A 14,056-nucleotide genomic window follows, 5' to 3' on the forward strand; every position below is an offset into this window, starting at 1 on the left:
GCTTTTGACCTATTGATCCTTTCTTTTTGTAGTGGCTTGAGATAATTTTCATCAAAAATATTTGACTGAAAAGCCTTACAGACGATGCAGTAGACGACAAGGCGTTTATTTTTTTGAGCGAATATAGATAAAGTTCTGGTTATTTCTCAGGTATATCGCTAATAGCCAGTCCCATAAACATTGCAGACTCTTTATAACCGTCATTCACCACCCTATTCAGGAATAAATTTCTTGGTACGTTGAGCCCAAAATAAAAATGATCGTCGATTGCCTCTCTGATATTCCAACCATGTGTTTCTCCGTCCCGTTAACCGACAGCACATGAATCCCATCAAAGCACAGGAAAACCCATCTGCCCGTTGGGTTCTGGGCTGGTTTCTTCTTCATGTCCGGGAACGTTCGGCTCTGCCTTTTCAGTTCATAGCGGATTCGATGCTGAATTGCAGCATAGACCATAAGACAGAGTGTCATCACCATTAACAGGGCCTCAATACGCTCAGGTTTTTTGAGATACAGTGAAGACACCAGAAAATCAGGGCTCTTCAGGAAGCGAAAACCTCTCTCAACCTGCTGCTGGGATTTATACGTCCTCAGTAGTTCGCCAGCGTCAAGCCGGACTGTATCTGTATCGTTGGTTGCCAGAACAAAACAACCCAACGATGCTTCTGCATCACGACGAGTCTGTACAGCAACCGTGCAGGAGCCTGTCACATAATATTCATAGTGGTCGGGAACCGTCCCATCAGCAGGACGGCCTTTGGTTTTATAGCAGGGACTCTCGATGATCTCAGGTTCAGCCTGGCAGTATACGGACTGTTTTTGCCATAGCTTGAAAGCTTCCATGGCATCCGATTCGCAACAGAATGGCTTCTTGCCCAATTTCTCAAGTTCCTTGAACTCCTTCAGGGACTTTTTCTGCATACGCCTTGTCAGTGTCTTCTGTTCTGTTTTCTGGCTTTGATTATTTCGAAACAGTACCCAACGTTGTACGACACCTGCATAGTCAGACAGAGTCTCTACAGATTCGTAATGCTCAAACCCTTCAACCTCAACCATTGAGCGCAATGGCGCACTTTGAACCAGTTCTTTGGCTGCACCAATGTTGAGAGGAACTCTGGAGATAAACAACTGATCCTGCTGACTCAGTTCCTGAACGGTTTCAGCCACATACAATGCAGCATCACCGATGAAGTAACGGGCATTCAGTGCCGCCTTGAAGCTCTTTATATGCTCAGAAACCACTTGTTTGAAACTGGTCTTGTCCGTCACATTACCGCTGGCTGCTTTCATAAACATCGGAATGCCTGCCCGGTTTTCGGTCAGCAGGAGCAATATGGCCTGGTTCAGGTCAGGACGATGATCTCGGCTGTAGCCCTTGCAAAGCCTGATGCAATTGAGGTCCTCGTCACTTACTTCCTCCTCGCTGTTATAACGGCCATCGACGTGAAATCCTGTGCCATCAAGGTTGAGTGCATCACATGGCAATTTGAGATGCGTAGCCACCTTGATAGCCAGCTCAAAATAGACTTTACTGACACCCAGTTCAAACAGTTCATCCAGTGTTCTTCCAAGAACTTTGTCGTTTATGTGTTCGGGCTCAATCCCCTCTCTGATCAGTTTATCGAGGGGTTTATTGGAGAAGAACTGAGGGAACATGTGGAGAGACTGCCCCGTAAAGCCGAGGCCATTGATAATCATCGCGACAACGGCCTCACCGTGGGAGATGTTCCATTCGTCAGATACTTTGGGCGCGCGCCTGTCGATATGGTCGGCAATGCCCAGCTCTTTGCACATTCCAGCCACTAGACCGAGATGATCCATGACCTGAGAGTGGTATTGAATAGGAGGCATAACAAGGCTTCTTGATATTTGCTTATCTGATAGATAGCAGGTATTAGGAAAATGTCATGTTGGGTGGTGAATGTCGGCAATAAAGATTTGCTTAAAGGGTATCTTCGCAAACGACATAGCGTTACCAAGCTGGTTGTTCATTTGGTGTTCACGACAAAGTACAGACGAAAGCTTTTTGATGGCTATATGATCAAGCAGTTACGGGAGTCGTTCGAGAGTGCATGTGAAAAACTGGAATGCCAGTTACTTGAAATGGATGGCGAAAAAGATCACGTACACCTGTTGGTGGCCTACCCACCAAAACTGGCTATCAGTGTCATGGTAAATAATCTCAAATCAACATCATCAAGACGGTTGCGAATGCTGAATACCCACCTTACTGCTCAGAGCAAAGCAGGCTTAATGTGGTCAAGGTCTTACTTTGCTTGCAGTGCTGGCGGTGCAACTATCGAGACTCTGAAGGACTACGTTAATAGCCAGAGTACACCAGATTGATGGCGGAAGGCTCTGCGCCTTCCCGTCTTATATCCCCGCCCGCATTGGGCGAGGGTTTACGACGATTTTGCTAAACCGACATCCGTAATTTCAAGCTATGAAGAAAAATCAAATAGGTAGTGGGGCAAACCTGATATTTTGTAGTTGTTTGCTAAAATACGGCGTATGCCGTATTTATCATAGAGCGATATGAAAATGTGCTCCACACCAGTTCACTGCCCTAAATGTGGTGGTAATGACGTTAAAAGGCTAAGTTCCTGTTAGCAGTTGGAAGCACCAATGTTCCGCAACTCTTTTGACGAATTGGTCAGTATTTAACTTTACTGATGCAGTCAGATCGCGCCTCCAGGCTAGGTAATGCGGGAGATAGCGGGTAGCAACACCATGAAATACACCGCCAATCCATGTTTTTAAGTTACTGTGGTAAGCATTGACATGCTGAATGTGGTAAATACCTTCGATAACATGCTGGCCAGCAGAAGTAACCAGCTCCTTGAACTCAAAACCAAGTTTCTCAGCAAGCTTTTCGTGGGCAAGGTGTGCATCGGCACAGACCGTACCTTCAATCGATATGCGGCCGTTTAAATGACGGCATAGTTCATTAGCACTTTCGTTTTCGAGTATGCCATCTAAAGTGTTCTTCTCACGATCTCGAGCCACTAAAACCGGCACCTTTCGCGCTTTATTGGGATCATTGCCACGCTTCCGCGTAGGCCTTGGCAGACCTTTTCTCTGACCTTTGAATGACTCTCGAAAAAAAGTCTCGTCTAATTCTGTAATGCCTTTGAGCTCTTCTGCCTGATCATTATTTATGACCTCAAGGAAGTGGTGACGCCAGCGGAACGCTGTTTCAAGACTAACGCCATATTCACTGGCCGATGCTCGCAATGTCATGGAGTAAGTCATCCCAGTTAGATAGTCATTCCATTTTTCGGGGTATCTAAGTCTTGCTAGAGGCGTACCAGAGAAAGTGTTAAAAGTAGCTTTACATGTCTTGCAACGGTAGCGCTGACGCTCGTTTTGAAAACCCCAGCGACCAATATCATGTCCTTGGCACTTAGGGCAAACTGGCTGTTCTGCAAAGTGAGACAAAATGCAGGTTTCAAGTTCAGATGTAGAGTTTTTAGTATTGGAGGAGTATTCGCTTTCGATAGCGACAGAACCGGTGGATTCTTCTGCTTCATAAGAGCCTATTTGAGCATCTGTCATTGCTCTGCTGAGGGTTTCATATTGCTCAAGGGTTAATGTCGAAATGGCATCAACAAAATTCTTAAATAGCTCGAATTGCATAACGCTGTGCCTGAAAACTAGAAGGCATGGGAAGTATAGCTCATTCAACTGTTAACACGAACTTAGCCACGTTAAAAGCTTTGGCTACAGTGCTCATAATGTTCCTCGCTACTTTTGCTGTAATGCTGAATGTGAAACCAAGTCCTTTATGCTTGAGTACCGGTACAAAGCTTATGAGCCAGGCGTTAAAGAAAAAGTCGTCGATATGGCAATTAATGGTGGCGGCATCAGGGATACAAGCAGGGTTTTAGGAATCAATAAAAAAACAGTAATAAACACATTAAAAAAAAGAGAAAGGCTTAGTTCAAGTTAATCCCAATATTCAGAAAATGGATCTTGGAACGGGTGCTGTAATTCACGTAGGCCTCGCCTGCCAAGAGGCCGAGATAGATGAACAGTGGTCTTATGTGTTTGAAAAAAGTAACCAGCGTTGGCTTTGGCATGCAGTTGATCATGCGACCAATACTGTTTTGGCTTACGTTTTTGGGAAACGAAAGGATGAGGTTTTCAAAAAACTAAAAGAGCTTCTTGAGCCATTTGGTATCAAGAAATTTTATACTGATGATTGGGGAGCCTATGAGCGTAATATCGACGAAAGTAGTCACATCATCGGAAAAGAGAATACTCAGAAAATTGAACGTAAAAACCTGAATTTTAGAACTTGGATTAAGCGTCTGACCAGAAAGACAATATGTTTTTCAAAGTTAGAGCAAATGCACGATATTGTTATTGGCCTGTTGATCAACAAAATCGAATTTGGCATTGACATCCATGCAATATAACAGGTTTACCCCACTACCGAAAAATTATACTCGATGCTGCAGTTTTTAAGTGATTCGAAGGGGAGTGTCACGGGGGAGGAAAAAAAGAAGTAGACTACCACTGCGGCTCCGAAATCAGGCCTTGCGAGATTCCGTCATAGCCACAGCAGCAGGCTGGAAGGTAAGATCGCACAGGAACTCAATTACCGTCAAGTGTCGTTTGTGCTAATTCGCCCATTACCTCAGGGCGATCTCATTTGGCACTAACTGCTTTGTCCTGAGACAGTAAACCTATTCAGAAGGTATGGCATTCTTTGCTCCAAGATTAAGGATTGCTGCACATGACTCTCTTGGATATTTGTTCTGAACTAACTGAAATTCGCGCTGATAATCATCGATACCCTCTGCCTCACCTTGTATTCATAGCTGTTTGTATGATCACTTGTGGAGCTGAAGACTGGAAAATGGTTTCTCAACTTGCCAGAAAAAAGAAATACTGGCTAAACCTCTACATCCCTATGCCTCATGGTGTTCCATCACACCACACTTTCATCCGGGTTTTCGAGCGACTTGACCCCGACGAGTTCCGGCAGTGCTTTATAAATTGGGTAAAGCAAATTGCTGAACGCACTCATGGTGAAGTTGTTTCCATTGATGGAAAAACACTACGGCGCTCATACGACAAAGGGGATAATAAAGCGGCTATTCATATGGTTAATGCGTGGGCTAGCCAGACCGGCATGGTGCTTGGACAGCTCAAAACAGCAGCTAAGTCGAATGAAATTACAGCCATTCCAGCTTTACTCGATATGCTGGAGATCAGTGGATGTATCGTCAGCACCGACGCCATGGGGTGCCAAAAAGCGATCGCCGAAAAAATCAGAGAGAAAAATGCACATTATCTTCTGGCCGTTAAACTCGATGCTGCAGTTTTTAAGTGATTCGAAGGGGAGTGTCACGGGGGAGGAAAAAAAGAAGTAGACTACCACTGCGGCTCCGAAATCAGGCCTTGCGAGATTCCGTCATAGCCACAGCAGCAGGCTGGAAGGTAAGATCGCACAGGAACTCAATTACCGTCAAGTGTCGTTTGTGCTAATTCGCCCATTACCTGCTGTCACCGCCTTTCTGGATGCTCTAAATAACTCACTCAAATCCATCAGTTCGTCTGCACAGCTGAGTAAAAGCCAGAAGGTGACACTGGGTGTTTTTATCATGGGCATTGTCGTAACCAAAGCCATTAACTGGGCCGCTTTTGAACGCAGAAGTTTGGGCAAGTTCAAAACAACCCGCCTGTGCTGGATGTTTTATAAGGCTGAGATAGCATGGCATAAACTGTTACAGGCCAGCGTCAGAAACATACTCTTAAGCTATGGGATAAAAAACGGAACCCTTGCAGCTGATGACACAGGGAAGAAGCGTACCAAGCGAACCTCCAAAATAGACGGTGCTCACAAGGTAAAAGATAAATCAACGGGCGGCTACTTTAACGGACAGGAGCTGGTCTTCATGGTGCTTGTCACTGAAATAGCCACCTTCCCGGTAGGGTTCCGTTTCTATGTACCCGACCCTGCATTGTCGGCGTGGAGGAAGAAAGACAAGTCGCTCAGGAAACAAGGTGTCAGAACAAAGAGCGACCTGCGCGCCCCGAACCAGACCATGTTCGCTATCCCACCATGCAGTCGTTGACACTGGATATGCTGCAAGAATTTGTTGATGCGTTCCCGGAAATCGCAATCAGAGGTGTACTCGCTGACGCATTGTATGGCACAGGAGACTTCATGGATAAGGCAGCTGCGATAACCGGCGGAGCCCAGGTTATCAGCCAGTTACGCTCCAACCAGAAAGTGTCTAACAGAGGTCATTCAGAAGCTGCCCTGAAAACTTATTTTGCACGTCAAAAGGGAGTTCAGGCCCAACTTATGATCCGAGGTGGCAAAGAAGAGCAAGTCACCATTCAAGCAGCTCGATTGTATGTTAAGGCTCATGGGAAAAGACGTTTTGTTATTGCCCTGAAGTATGAAGGTGAGGAAGATTATCGTTACCTGGTGGCTTCAGATATGTCATGGCGACATACCGATATAGTCAGGCTTTACACCTTGAGGTGGTTGGTCGAGGTGTAACTTTTCTACAAACCACTAAACATAAGCTCAAAGTCGTCTACTTTTAGAGTATGCAAAATGCTCATGTTTCAGGATCAGGCACAACACCTGCATTACTGTCTGCCCCCTTTGCTACCTCGCAGGTCATCCTCACCAAGCAGGAACACATCCAGCTAAAACAGCAGGCCAACCTCTGGCATGCCATGTGGAAGGCGGCCTGTGGCCGAGAGAAAAAAGTATTGGCTAAAAATGCCTCTCTTATCGCTCAGCATAAAGCCGAAATGGCTGGGTTGAACACCCAGGTCGCTGATCTGAAATCAGAACTGGCACACATGAAGCACTTGCTTTTCGGTCGTAAATCAGAGAAGACCAGTTCTTCTTCAAAGAAAAGTGGCAATACTACCCGGCCACCTTCAAATCGAAAACGAGGTCACCAGCCCGGAGTCCCCGGCTCTGGTCGCCATCTTCACAACAACCTGCCAGTGGTTCATGAGTCTGTAGACTTACCAGTGGACAAACAGTGTTGTACAGTCTGTCACCGGCCATTCAAGTCTTTTTTCAATGACGACAGCTGCGACGTAATTGAAGTTGAAGTTAAGGCTCACGTTCGTCGTTATCACCGAAGGCATTACCAAAAAACTTGCCAGTGCCCTGAAACGCCCAATATTACTACTCCACCACCTCCACCAAGACTCATCAACAAAGGAAAGCTTGGTATTTCTGTCTGGGTGGAGCTGTTGCTGAATAAGTACGCATACGGCATCCCCATAAACAGGCAACTTGAGTCTTATAAGACTCAGGGACTGGAACTGTCGCAGGCGACCATCTCCTTTGGCCTGGAAGCTATAACGCCCTTTTTTGAGCCGGTTGCCGAAGCTACTCGGGAATTCGTCGCCAGTAGCGATCAGTGGCATGCTGATGAAACCCGGTGGATCAGCTGGGCACATGAGACCACAGGTTCTCACAAACATTGGCTTTGGGTATTTCTCTGTGATCAGGCGGTTTATTTCAGCATTGCTGACACCCGTGCGGCTGTCGTACCAGAGTCGATCATTGGTGACGGGGCTGGAACGCTGGTGTGTGACCGATACTCAGCGTACAAAAAGCTTGCGAATGATGCGGTGTCTATTAATTTAGCTTTCTGCTGGGCTCACGTCAGGCGGGATTTTATTGACGCTCAACGAGGTGATCCGGAGTTGGAGAAATGGAGCGCCACCTGGGTGAACAGGATTGGTCGTTTATATCATCTTAATAGTCAGCGACTTGAAGTGCTTGATGAACCAGAGCAGCTAGCAACACAGCAGTTACGGCTTGAACATCAGGTAGAGCAGATGGCAATCCAGAGGGTTCAGGAACTTAATCGTCCTAAACTGCGAGTCAGAGCGAAAAAAGTGCTCGAAAGTCTACAGAATCACTGGGAAGGATTGACCCGCTTTGTCACTGATCCCGGTATCCCCATGGATAACAACGCTGCAGAGCAAGCACTGCGCACAGGTGTCGTTGGCAGGAAGAATTACTACGGCTCTGGCAGCGTATGGAGTGCTGATATAGCCGCTTTTCTATTCAGCGTTTTTATGACGCTAAAGCTTTGGGATATTAATCCAAAAATCTGGCTGGGTGCCTATCTTGAGGCTTGTGCCATAAATGGCAGGAAGCCACCTAATGATCTCACTCCTTATCTGCCCTGGTTAATGAGTGAGGAGCGGCTTTGTGAAATGCGCAATCATGATCCGCCAAAGGTATAACAATTGGAGGCAACAATAGGGAAAAGCGGTGTCTTAATTGCTAATTTTGAAGCGGTTTGTAGAAAAGTTACCAAGACAGAGAACCCACGCATCCTGAAGGCTTCGCTGACTCGACTTGCCGTAGAACAGAAGAAGCTCGCCAGAAAGAAAAAAGGATAAGGAAGCAGGGCAAAGCAAAAGCGCAAAGTATCCATAATCCATGAACAAGTAGCCAATCGTCGCTACGACTTCATACACCAGGCAACAGCAAATCTGGCTGACAAAAGCCACGCAACCACATTTGCTGTAGAAGACCTCAATATCAAGGGCATGGTCAAAAACCATAAACTCTCCAGAGCAATACAAGATGCAGGCTGGGGAATGTTTCTGACGACGCTGGAATACAAATGTCGCTGGAATGGCAAGAACCTGATTCGTATAGGAAGGTTTGAGCCAAGCTCCAAATTGTGCAATGACTGCAAATACAAAATGGAGTCGATACCCCTGTCTGTGCGGGAGTGATTGTGTCCGGGTTGCTTGTCTCTGAATGACAGAGACGTAAACGGAGCCCGAAACATAAGAGATATTGGATTAGCTGATTCGCTGGGATGCAGCGATTGTGTAAAGAGTTCCCCTGTAGCAATACCTGACAGTACAGGTGCTACAGCGAAAGGTGTTGAGCGTTCTCAGCATGGGTCGCAAGAAGCCCCCACTATAGCCGCATCAGCGGCTTAGTGGTGGGAGTACATCACTTGCTTATGATATTAAACAGCAAGACCGTGTTGAGTTGTTACGCTGGTTTCTTTGTTCAGGCAGCTTTGACATCCAGCTTGCGGATAGGTCGACTTTTTGAGCATCGGGTATCCACGTTTTATCACCTTGCGGTGGGCCTGCAACAGGAGAGTCAAGCTCAAGGTGATTTGCGAAAAAATAAGATGTATCACAGTTTGTGAATTGTGTTGCTGCGTCTGAAAATAGACCAGGACCGGTAGTGTCCAGAACTGAGCGAATAGGATCATCTCCTGTAAGCTGTCTTTTATTTTTGTGTAAACGATCAATAGCCATATTCAGTGCTGATAAAAAAACCGGGTGTTCTTTAAAGGTTGTAGCCAGAACATCATTACCATATTTTGGAAACAATAGACCTGCTGGTGCCTCCATATCACCCCACTCAGAAGGAGTAGGGCTTTTTGGGCCTCTGTCTGTGTCCATATAGATCATGCCTTCTGTAGCACGCTTAGTTTTTGAATGACTGGCTTTATCTATAGCTTTAGTACCTTTTGCAAGCAGAGCATAGCGGATTAAATCACTTGCCATTGCTTTATTGTCACATTTTTCTCTTATAAACTTTAAGGCATCTTCGAATTCAGACTGACGGTTTGGAATAATACCAGTTAAACCAGCATCATTAATATCCAGAACTTTACATTTAAGCCCCTTTAATTCTGGTAATTCCGGCAAGGCCATCATTTGAGAATACTCATCGCGGGTCATCCACTTCCGATCAATCCATATAACCACTTCCCGTTGTGGAGTTGCTGAGGCTACAGATTTAATGTTTTCCAGATAACGATCTGGCAATAAACCACCCAGCCAGATAAAATTAACGGGAACTGTATCATGAACCCTACCACCCTCTGGAATGTCCTTTCTTCCTGTTTTATTTGAGAAAAGTCTTTGATAGGCTTTTGACAGGTAGTCAGCATCGCCTTTGTATTCAGAATCGCTACTAAGCATTTTGTTGTGAAAGCTCTCAACGGTGGCGGTACACACAGAGGATTCAGCGAGTGCGCGACTAAAAAACGTCACCCTGTCTTCATCGCTGGCAGCTCTCAGGAACTGATTTACAATTTTGCTTTCATTCGAGGTGTCAATGAACTCAGAAGCTAGTCTGTGGTAGTTTTCACGAATATATTTAGAGGCATATTCTTTTGCCATGGCTTTTCCCCAAGGTGTTATTTCGCCAGAACGCTTTAGAGTGAAAATATCAACTTCAACCATAGCTTTATATTTTTCATTTATATAACCATCAAGTTTATTAGACAGTTTTTCAATTGCCTGAATAGATGTTTCGACATTCGGTACAGTGCCTGTTGAAATTTTGAAGTCAGAAAGAGTGTGGTGTTCAATAAATTCTTCAGATGAAGATGATGAAGGTAAGTAATTGTTTGTTTCAGCTGAACCAATTCTAATGTTTAGCTCTGAGTTTTTCTCGCCCGAATCAAAAGATATGCTACTGTTTACCGAGCTGACACTACCTGAAATATCCATATTATTAATTCTTCCTTAAGAGCCAATAAATTATTATTGAATAGTTGTTTTATCTCCAGCCTTTTTTACAGTGTTGGTCTGTTACCGGCAGTAGGAAAGTACTACACGTAGCAACTTTGACCGGTACTCGTCGGTTAAGTTCCGGTGTTTTTCAGATTTATCATGATTGCCAATTTAAAAATTGTTGCAGATACTGGCTTCAGTGCAGCTTCAGATGAGGCCGTGTTGTTTTACTCAGGACATCCTTCAGCATTAATGCTCCGGTCCGAACCTTTCCGAACAGGGTTGTCTGGTGCATACGGTAAAGGCTGATGTAAAAAAGCTTTGCCAGAGCGCCTTCCACCATCATGTCACCGGTGACAGCCCCCATAAGATTACCAACAGCACTGAAGCGACTCAGTGAAATCAGGGAGCCATAGTCCTTGTAGGTAAAGTTCATGGGCTTATTTCCTGCCACAACCTTTTTCAGACTTTTTGCCAGAAGCGATGCCTGCTGATGAGCAGCCTGTGCGCGGGGAGGAATGGTAATGCTCTTACCATTTTTCAGGGTCAGAGTGCAGCTGGAGCAGTCGCCAAACGCATAGATATGGTCATCTTGTGTCGTTTGTAAGGTAGGTCGTACCACCAGCTGATTGATGCGATTGCTTTCCAGCGGCAGTTTTCCCAGAAAAACCGGTGCTTTTATACCTGCGGCCCAGATGCTGAGGTCAGCTTTGACGACGGTTTTGCTACGGGTGACCAGTGAGTCCGAATGAATTTCGCTCACCAGCTGTTCGGTCATGATGGTCACTCCCAATTTTTCCAGCTGTTTATGGACACTGCTGCTGATTCGTCCGGGCAAAGCGGGCAGGATTTTTGGAGCGCCTTCGATCAGGGTGATTTTTACATTCTTTGGGGATATTGCGTCTAAACCGTAATGAGCCAGCTCTATGGCGGCATTGTGCAGTTCCGCCGCCAGTTCAACACCGGTTGCGCCAGCACCGATAATGGCGATATTCAGTTCCGACTGATGGTTGCCTGAAGCCTGGGCATGCAGATAATGATTGATAAGTGTCGTGTGAATGCGTTCGGCCTGCTCTCGATTATCCAGAAACAGACAGTTTTCCGGTGCGCCAGGTGTATCAAAGTCGTTGGCGGTACTGCCCACTGAAATGACCAGTGTGTCGTATTCCAGGGTGCGACTGGTCACCACTTCGTTGCCGTAATCGTCACAGATGGGAGCCAGCTCAATGGTTTTGCTGTCCCTGTCCAGGTTGGTCATTCGGCCGGGCAGGAAGTGAAAATGGTTCCATTTGGCCTGCGCTAAATAGCAGAGTTCATCTTCAAAGGCATTGAGAGCCCCTGCCGCCACTTCGTGCAGTAACGGTTTCCAGAAATGCGTACGCTGTGCGTCGACCAGCGTTATCGAGGCTTTGTTCCTTTTGCCAAGAGACTTGCCAAGCAGGGTGGCGAGTTCCAGCCCACCGGCACCTCCGCCGACAATTACAACCCGGTGTAAAGAGTCATTGTTATTTACATTATTCACTTGATTGTCACACGGTTAATGACTGTCTAATACGGTTTTAACCCAGAATAAAAACACCAATGGCCCTGCTAAGCAGACCCAGCACAAGAATAATAGCTGCCAGCCATAGCATGAGTTTAAAGGGTTTGAAGCGACTGCGTTCTGTGGCGTTTATGCCCTGGCTCAGGAAGATATCTACTTTTGCCTGATCTTCCGGCTTCAGTCGGGTCTGGGTTTTGTCCATCGTAAAAATCCCCTAACTGCTCGGTAAGGTAGTACATATTTTTGAGGCTCACAATCTAACCATACCTTGTGTCAGGACTGGCTGTAAAACTCGTGCTGTTGTTTTCACGACACGCTTGGAATGGTGTTACCGGGCTGGTTTAATCAAAGTATACGTCTAACCGGTAAACGCTGTGCTGAAACTGTTATGGATTGCACTTAAGGTTAAATGGCAGGAGTGCAGGGAGTTTGCCTGTGTAGTATGGCGTTTTCGATCTCATAAGGCGTTTTTATTGAGCTATTGCCTGCTGGCCTTTCTTTATCTTTTCTCCAGCCCTTACAGTGTCAGCCGGCGTTATTTGAAGTGGATTGATGCGGGCGATGTCTACAGCTATGGTGAAACTCCCCTGACATCGTTGGCAGAGATAGCGGATCGAACAGGCATTCATGCAAGTGATCATGTGTTTGAGCTGGGGGCGGGGAGTGGTTTTACTTCGCTCTGGCTCCGCCTGGTAAAAGGCTGCAAGATTACTGCTGTTGAGTGGGTGCCTGGTTTTGTGTACCGGTTGAAGTGGGTTGTCAGGGTTCTGAAGCTCTCAGGTGTAGAGGTGCGCTGTGAGGACTACCTGCAAACCGCTCTTGAAAACGCAACGGTTATCTACTTGTTTGCTTCCAACCTGGATGATTTGACGATTAATAAGCTGGCGGAACGACTGGCTGCTTTGCCATCGGGTACCCGCATTGCTTCCGTCAGTTACCCTTTGCAGCCTTATCTTAAGCAGCCAGCTTTTGACCTGGTGGAGCGGTTTGAAGTTTGTTTTCCATGGGGTAGGGCAGACGTTTATGTGCAGGATGTTGTTTGATCTAGAAAAGTTTATGAACGGAAGTCAGTTTCCCGACAATACGGTCGCTATACATCGCCACCATTTCCGGAACCGCTTTTTGTGGGTAACCCTGAATGCTGTTAGCGATAAACAGCCAGGCTGTCTGTGCCTGACGAATGGGTTTACCTGCGTAGGGATGCTTCTGGTATTTATCATTCAGGCGATTCATACGCTCAGCAAAGTGTCTGGCCAGAGTCTGAAGCTGCTGGCGACTGGATCGGGCAATATCGGATGACTGGTCATCGATGGTCAGTGCCAGATACTCTTTGGAGAGTCTCTGCATCAACAATGCCTGTTCAAGTATATTCAGCTCAGGCTTTTGTCTGGGTGTCTGGGTCATCAATTTCTGTCTAAGCAGTAGTAACTGGCGATCCAGTTTTGCCAGAGCCATAAGCAGGCTGTCTGCTTCCGGTGGACGTGACTGTTTGGGCAGGTTGCCCATCCAGGTCGTATGGCGACTGATGACCGGCCAGAGGGCTTTAGTAGTGACCAGCAGGCCGCTGGTTTCTCCATCTTTACCCTGAGTGGGAAGATTGGGAATGGTTGTGTCGAGCAGTGTCAGGTTGTCCTGTATTTTTTCACGGGCATCGCTGTTGAGAAAATCCAGCTGCAACAGGTAGATGTTGACAACAAGCTGATTGAGAAGCAGCTCCTGGTGCAGGATGTGTTCAGCGGTCAGGGGGGGAGCCGCTCTTGTGTCGGTAGAGGCCGTGACAGGGGCACTTAATAGAATGAAGGCCAGAAGTATTGAATAGAGTGGCTGCAAAACAGGTTGCTCCGGCATGGGTTTATTTATTTTATTGATGCCTGTTGTATCGGATCGCACCAGTCTAACTTAATCATAATCATACGATTCACTTTGTACGATCCTTTTTGCTTCCTGTCTGTATAAAGTCTGGCAGAAAAGCCAGCTACTGAATACCAGACAGCCCTGAATGTCAGGGCTGTTGAAAGC

At 46.3% G+C, this 14,056-nt stretch carries 15 protein-coding genes; 9 read left to right on the forward strand and 6 right to left on the reverse strand.

Annotated features, from left to right (window positions below; genetic code table 11):
* Nucleotides 1-216 precede the first annotated feature (216 nt).
* Nucleotides 217-1,851 carry an IS1634 family transposase gene (locus tag NX720_RS16795; RefSeq protein ID WP_262596076.1) on the reverse strand — a complete coding sequence of 545 codons (1,635 nt, stop codon included), beginning with the start codon at nucleotides 1,849-1,851 and terminating at the stop codon, nucleotides 217-219.
* A gap of 51 nt (nucleotides 1,852-1,902) precedes the next feature.
* Between NX720_RS16795 and tnpA the strand changes: the two genes are divergently transcribed.
* Entirely contained in the window at nucleotides 1,903-2,346 is a 444-nt protein-coding gene (gene tnpA / locus NX720_RS16800) for an IS200/IS605 family transposase (RefSeq protein ID WP_262596078.1), read from the forward strand.
* A gap of 249 nt (nucleotides 2,347-2,595) precedes the next feature.
* Here the strand turns inward: tnpA and NX720_RS16805 are convergent, their stop codons facing one another.
* On the reverse strand, nucleotides 2,596-3,636 hold the full coding sequence (locus tag NX720_RS16805; protein WP_318654053.1) for an IS1595 family transposase: 1,041 nt from the start codon (nucleotides 3,634-3,636) through the stop codon (nucleotides 2,596-2,598).
* A 205-nt stretch (nucleotides 3,637-3,841) separates the two neighbouring features.
* Between NX720_RS16805 and NX720_RS27205 the strand changes: the two genes are divergently transcribed.
* The 7 genes from NX720_RS27205 (at nucleotide 3,842) to NX720_RS16835 (ending at nucleotide 8,742) form a co-directional block, all read left to right on the forward strand.
* Nucleotides 3,842-3,949, forward strand: a complete 108-nt coding sequence (locus tag NX720_RS27205) for an IS1-like element transposase (RefSeq protein WP_449757784.1) — start codon at nucleotides 3,842-3,844, stop codon at nucleotides 3,947-3,949.
* Nucleotides 3,950-3,965: 16 nt separating this feature from the next.
* Nucleotides 3,966-4,418, forward strand: a complete 453-nt coding sequence (locus NX720_RS16810; protein ID WP_262595740.1) for an IS1 family transposase — start codon at nucleotides 3,966-3,968, stop codon at nucleotides 4,416-4,418.
* 320 nt (nucleotides 4,419-4,738) lie between these two features.
* Nucleotides 4,739-5,338 (forward strand): ISAs1 family transposase, encoded by a 600-nt coding sequence (locus NX720_RS16815; protein ID WP_262601598.1) that lies wholly within the window; start codon nucleotides 4,739-4,741, stop codon nucleotides 5,336-5,338.
* A gap of 139 nt (nucleotides 5,339-5,477) precedes the next feature.
* Nucleotides 5,478-6,083, forward strand: a complete 606-nt coding sequence (locus NX720_RS16820; RefSeq protein ID WP_262596080.1) for a hypothetical protein — start codon at nucleotides 5,478-5,480, stop codon at nucleotides 6,081-6,083.
* Nucleotides 6,071-6,517 (forward strand): transposase, encoded by a 447-nt coding sequence (locus NX720_RS16825; protein WP_262596082.1) that lies wholly within the window; start codon nucleotides 6,071-6,073, stop codon nucleotides 6,515-6,517. Before NX720_RS16820 ends, NX720_RS16825 begins: the two co-directional genes overlap by 13 nt.
* A gap of 50 nt (nucleotides 6,518-6,567) precedes the next feature.
* Nucleotides 6,568-8,241, forward strand: a complete 1,674-nt coding sequence (tnpC, locus tag NX720_RS16830; RefSeq protein WP_262596083.1) for an IS66 family transposase — start codon at nucleotides 6,568-6,570, stop codon at nucleotides 8,239-8,241.
* A gap of 195 nt (nucleotides 8,242-8,436) precedes the next feature.
* The gene (locus tag NX720_RS16835; protein WP_262601599.1) at nucleotides 8,437-8,742 is read left to right on the forward strand and encodes an RNA-guided endonuclease InsQ/TnpB family protein; all 306 of its coding nucleotides are present in this window, start codon (nucleotides 8,437-8,439) and stop codon (nucleotides 8,740-8,742) included.
* A gap of 234 nt (nucleotides 8,743-8,976) precedes the next feature.
* On the opposite strand, the gene NX720_RS16840 is transcribed toward NX720_RS16835, so the two are convergent.
* The 3 genes from NX720_RS16840 to NX720_RS16850 all read right to left on the reverse strand — a co-directional run bounded on the left by NX720_RS16840 (nucleotide 8,977) and on the right by NX720_RS16850 (nucleotide 12,239).
* The gene (locus tag NX720_RS16840) at nucleotides 8,977-10,491 is read right to left on the reverse strand and encodes a glycosyltransferase family 32 protein (RefSeq protein ID WP_262596086.1); all 1,515 of its coding nucleotides are present in this window, start codon (nucleotides 10,489-10,491) and stop codon (nucleotides 8,977-8,979) included.
* Between the two features lie 199 nt (nucleotides 10,492-10,690).
* A complete protein-coding gene (locus NX720_RS16845) occupies nucleotides 10,691-12,016 on the reverse strand; it encodes an NAD(P)/FAD-dependent oxidoreductase (protein ID WP_262596088.1) in 1,326 nt (441 codons plus the stop codon).
* 37 nt (nucleotides 12,017-12,053) lie between these two features.
* Nucleotides 12,054-12,239: a DUF3094 family protein gene (locus tag NX720_RS16850; protein ID WP_262596090.1), complete on the reverse strand. Its 186-nt coding sequence runs from the start codon at nucleotides 12,237-12,239 to the stop codon at nucleotides 12,054-12,056.
* Between the two features lie 172 nt (nucleotides 12,240-12,411).
* Between NX720_RS16850 and NX720_RS16855 the strand changes: the two genes are divergently transcribed.
* Nucleotides 12,412-13,080 carry an SAM-dependent methyltransferase gene (locus NX720_RS16855; protein ID WP_262596092.1) on the forward strand — a complete coding sequence of 223 codons (669 nt, stop codon included), beginning with the start codon at nucleotides 12,412-12,414 and terminating at the stop codon, nucleotides 13,078-13,080.
* 1 nt (nucleotide 13,081) lies between these two features.
* Here the strand turns inward: NX720_RS16855 and NX720_RS16860 are convergent, their stop codons facing one another.
* Nucleotides 13,082-13,927 carry a hypothetical protein gene (locus NX720_RS16860; RefSeq protein ID WP_262596094.1) on the reverse strand — a complete coding sequence of 282 codons (846 nt, stop codon included), beginning with the start codon at nucleotides 13,925-13,927 and terminating at the stop codon, nucleotides 13,082-13,084.
* Between the last annotated feature and the right edge of the window lie 129 nt (nucleotides 13,928-14,056).

The sequence above is a fragment of the Endozoicomonas euniceicola genome, from assembly GCF_025562755.1.
In the GTDB taxonomy this organism is placed as follows: Bacteria; Pseudomonadota; Gammaproteobacteria; order Pseudomonadales; family Endozoicomonadaceae; genus Endozoicomonas_A; species Endozoicomonas_A euniceicola.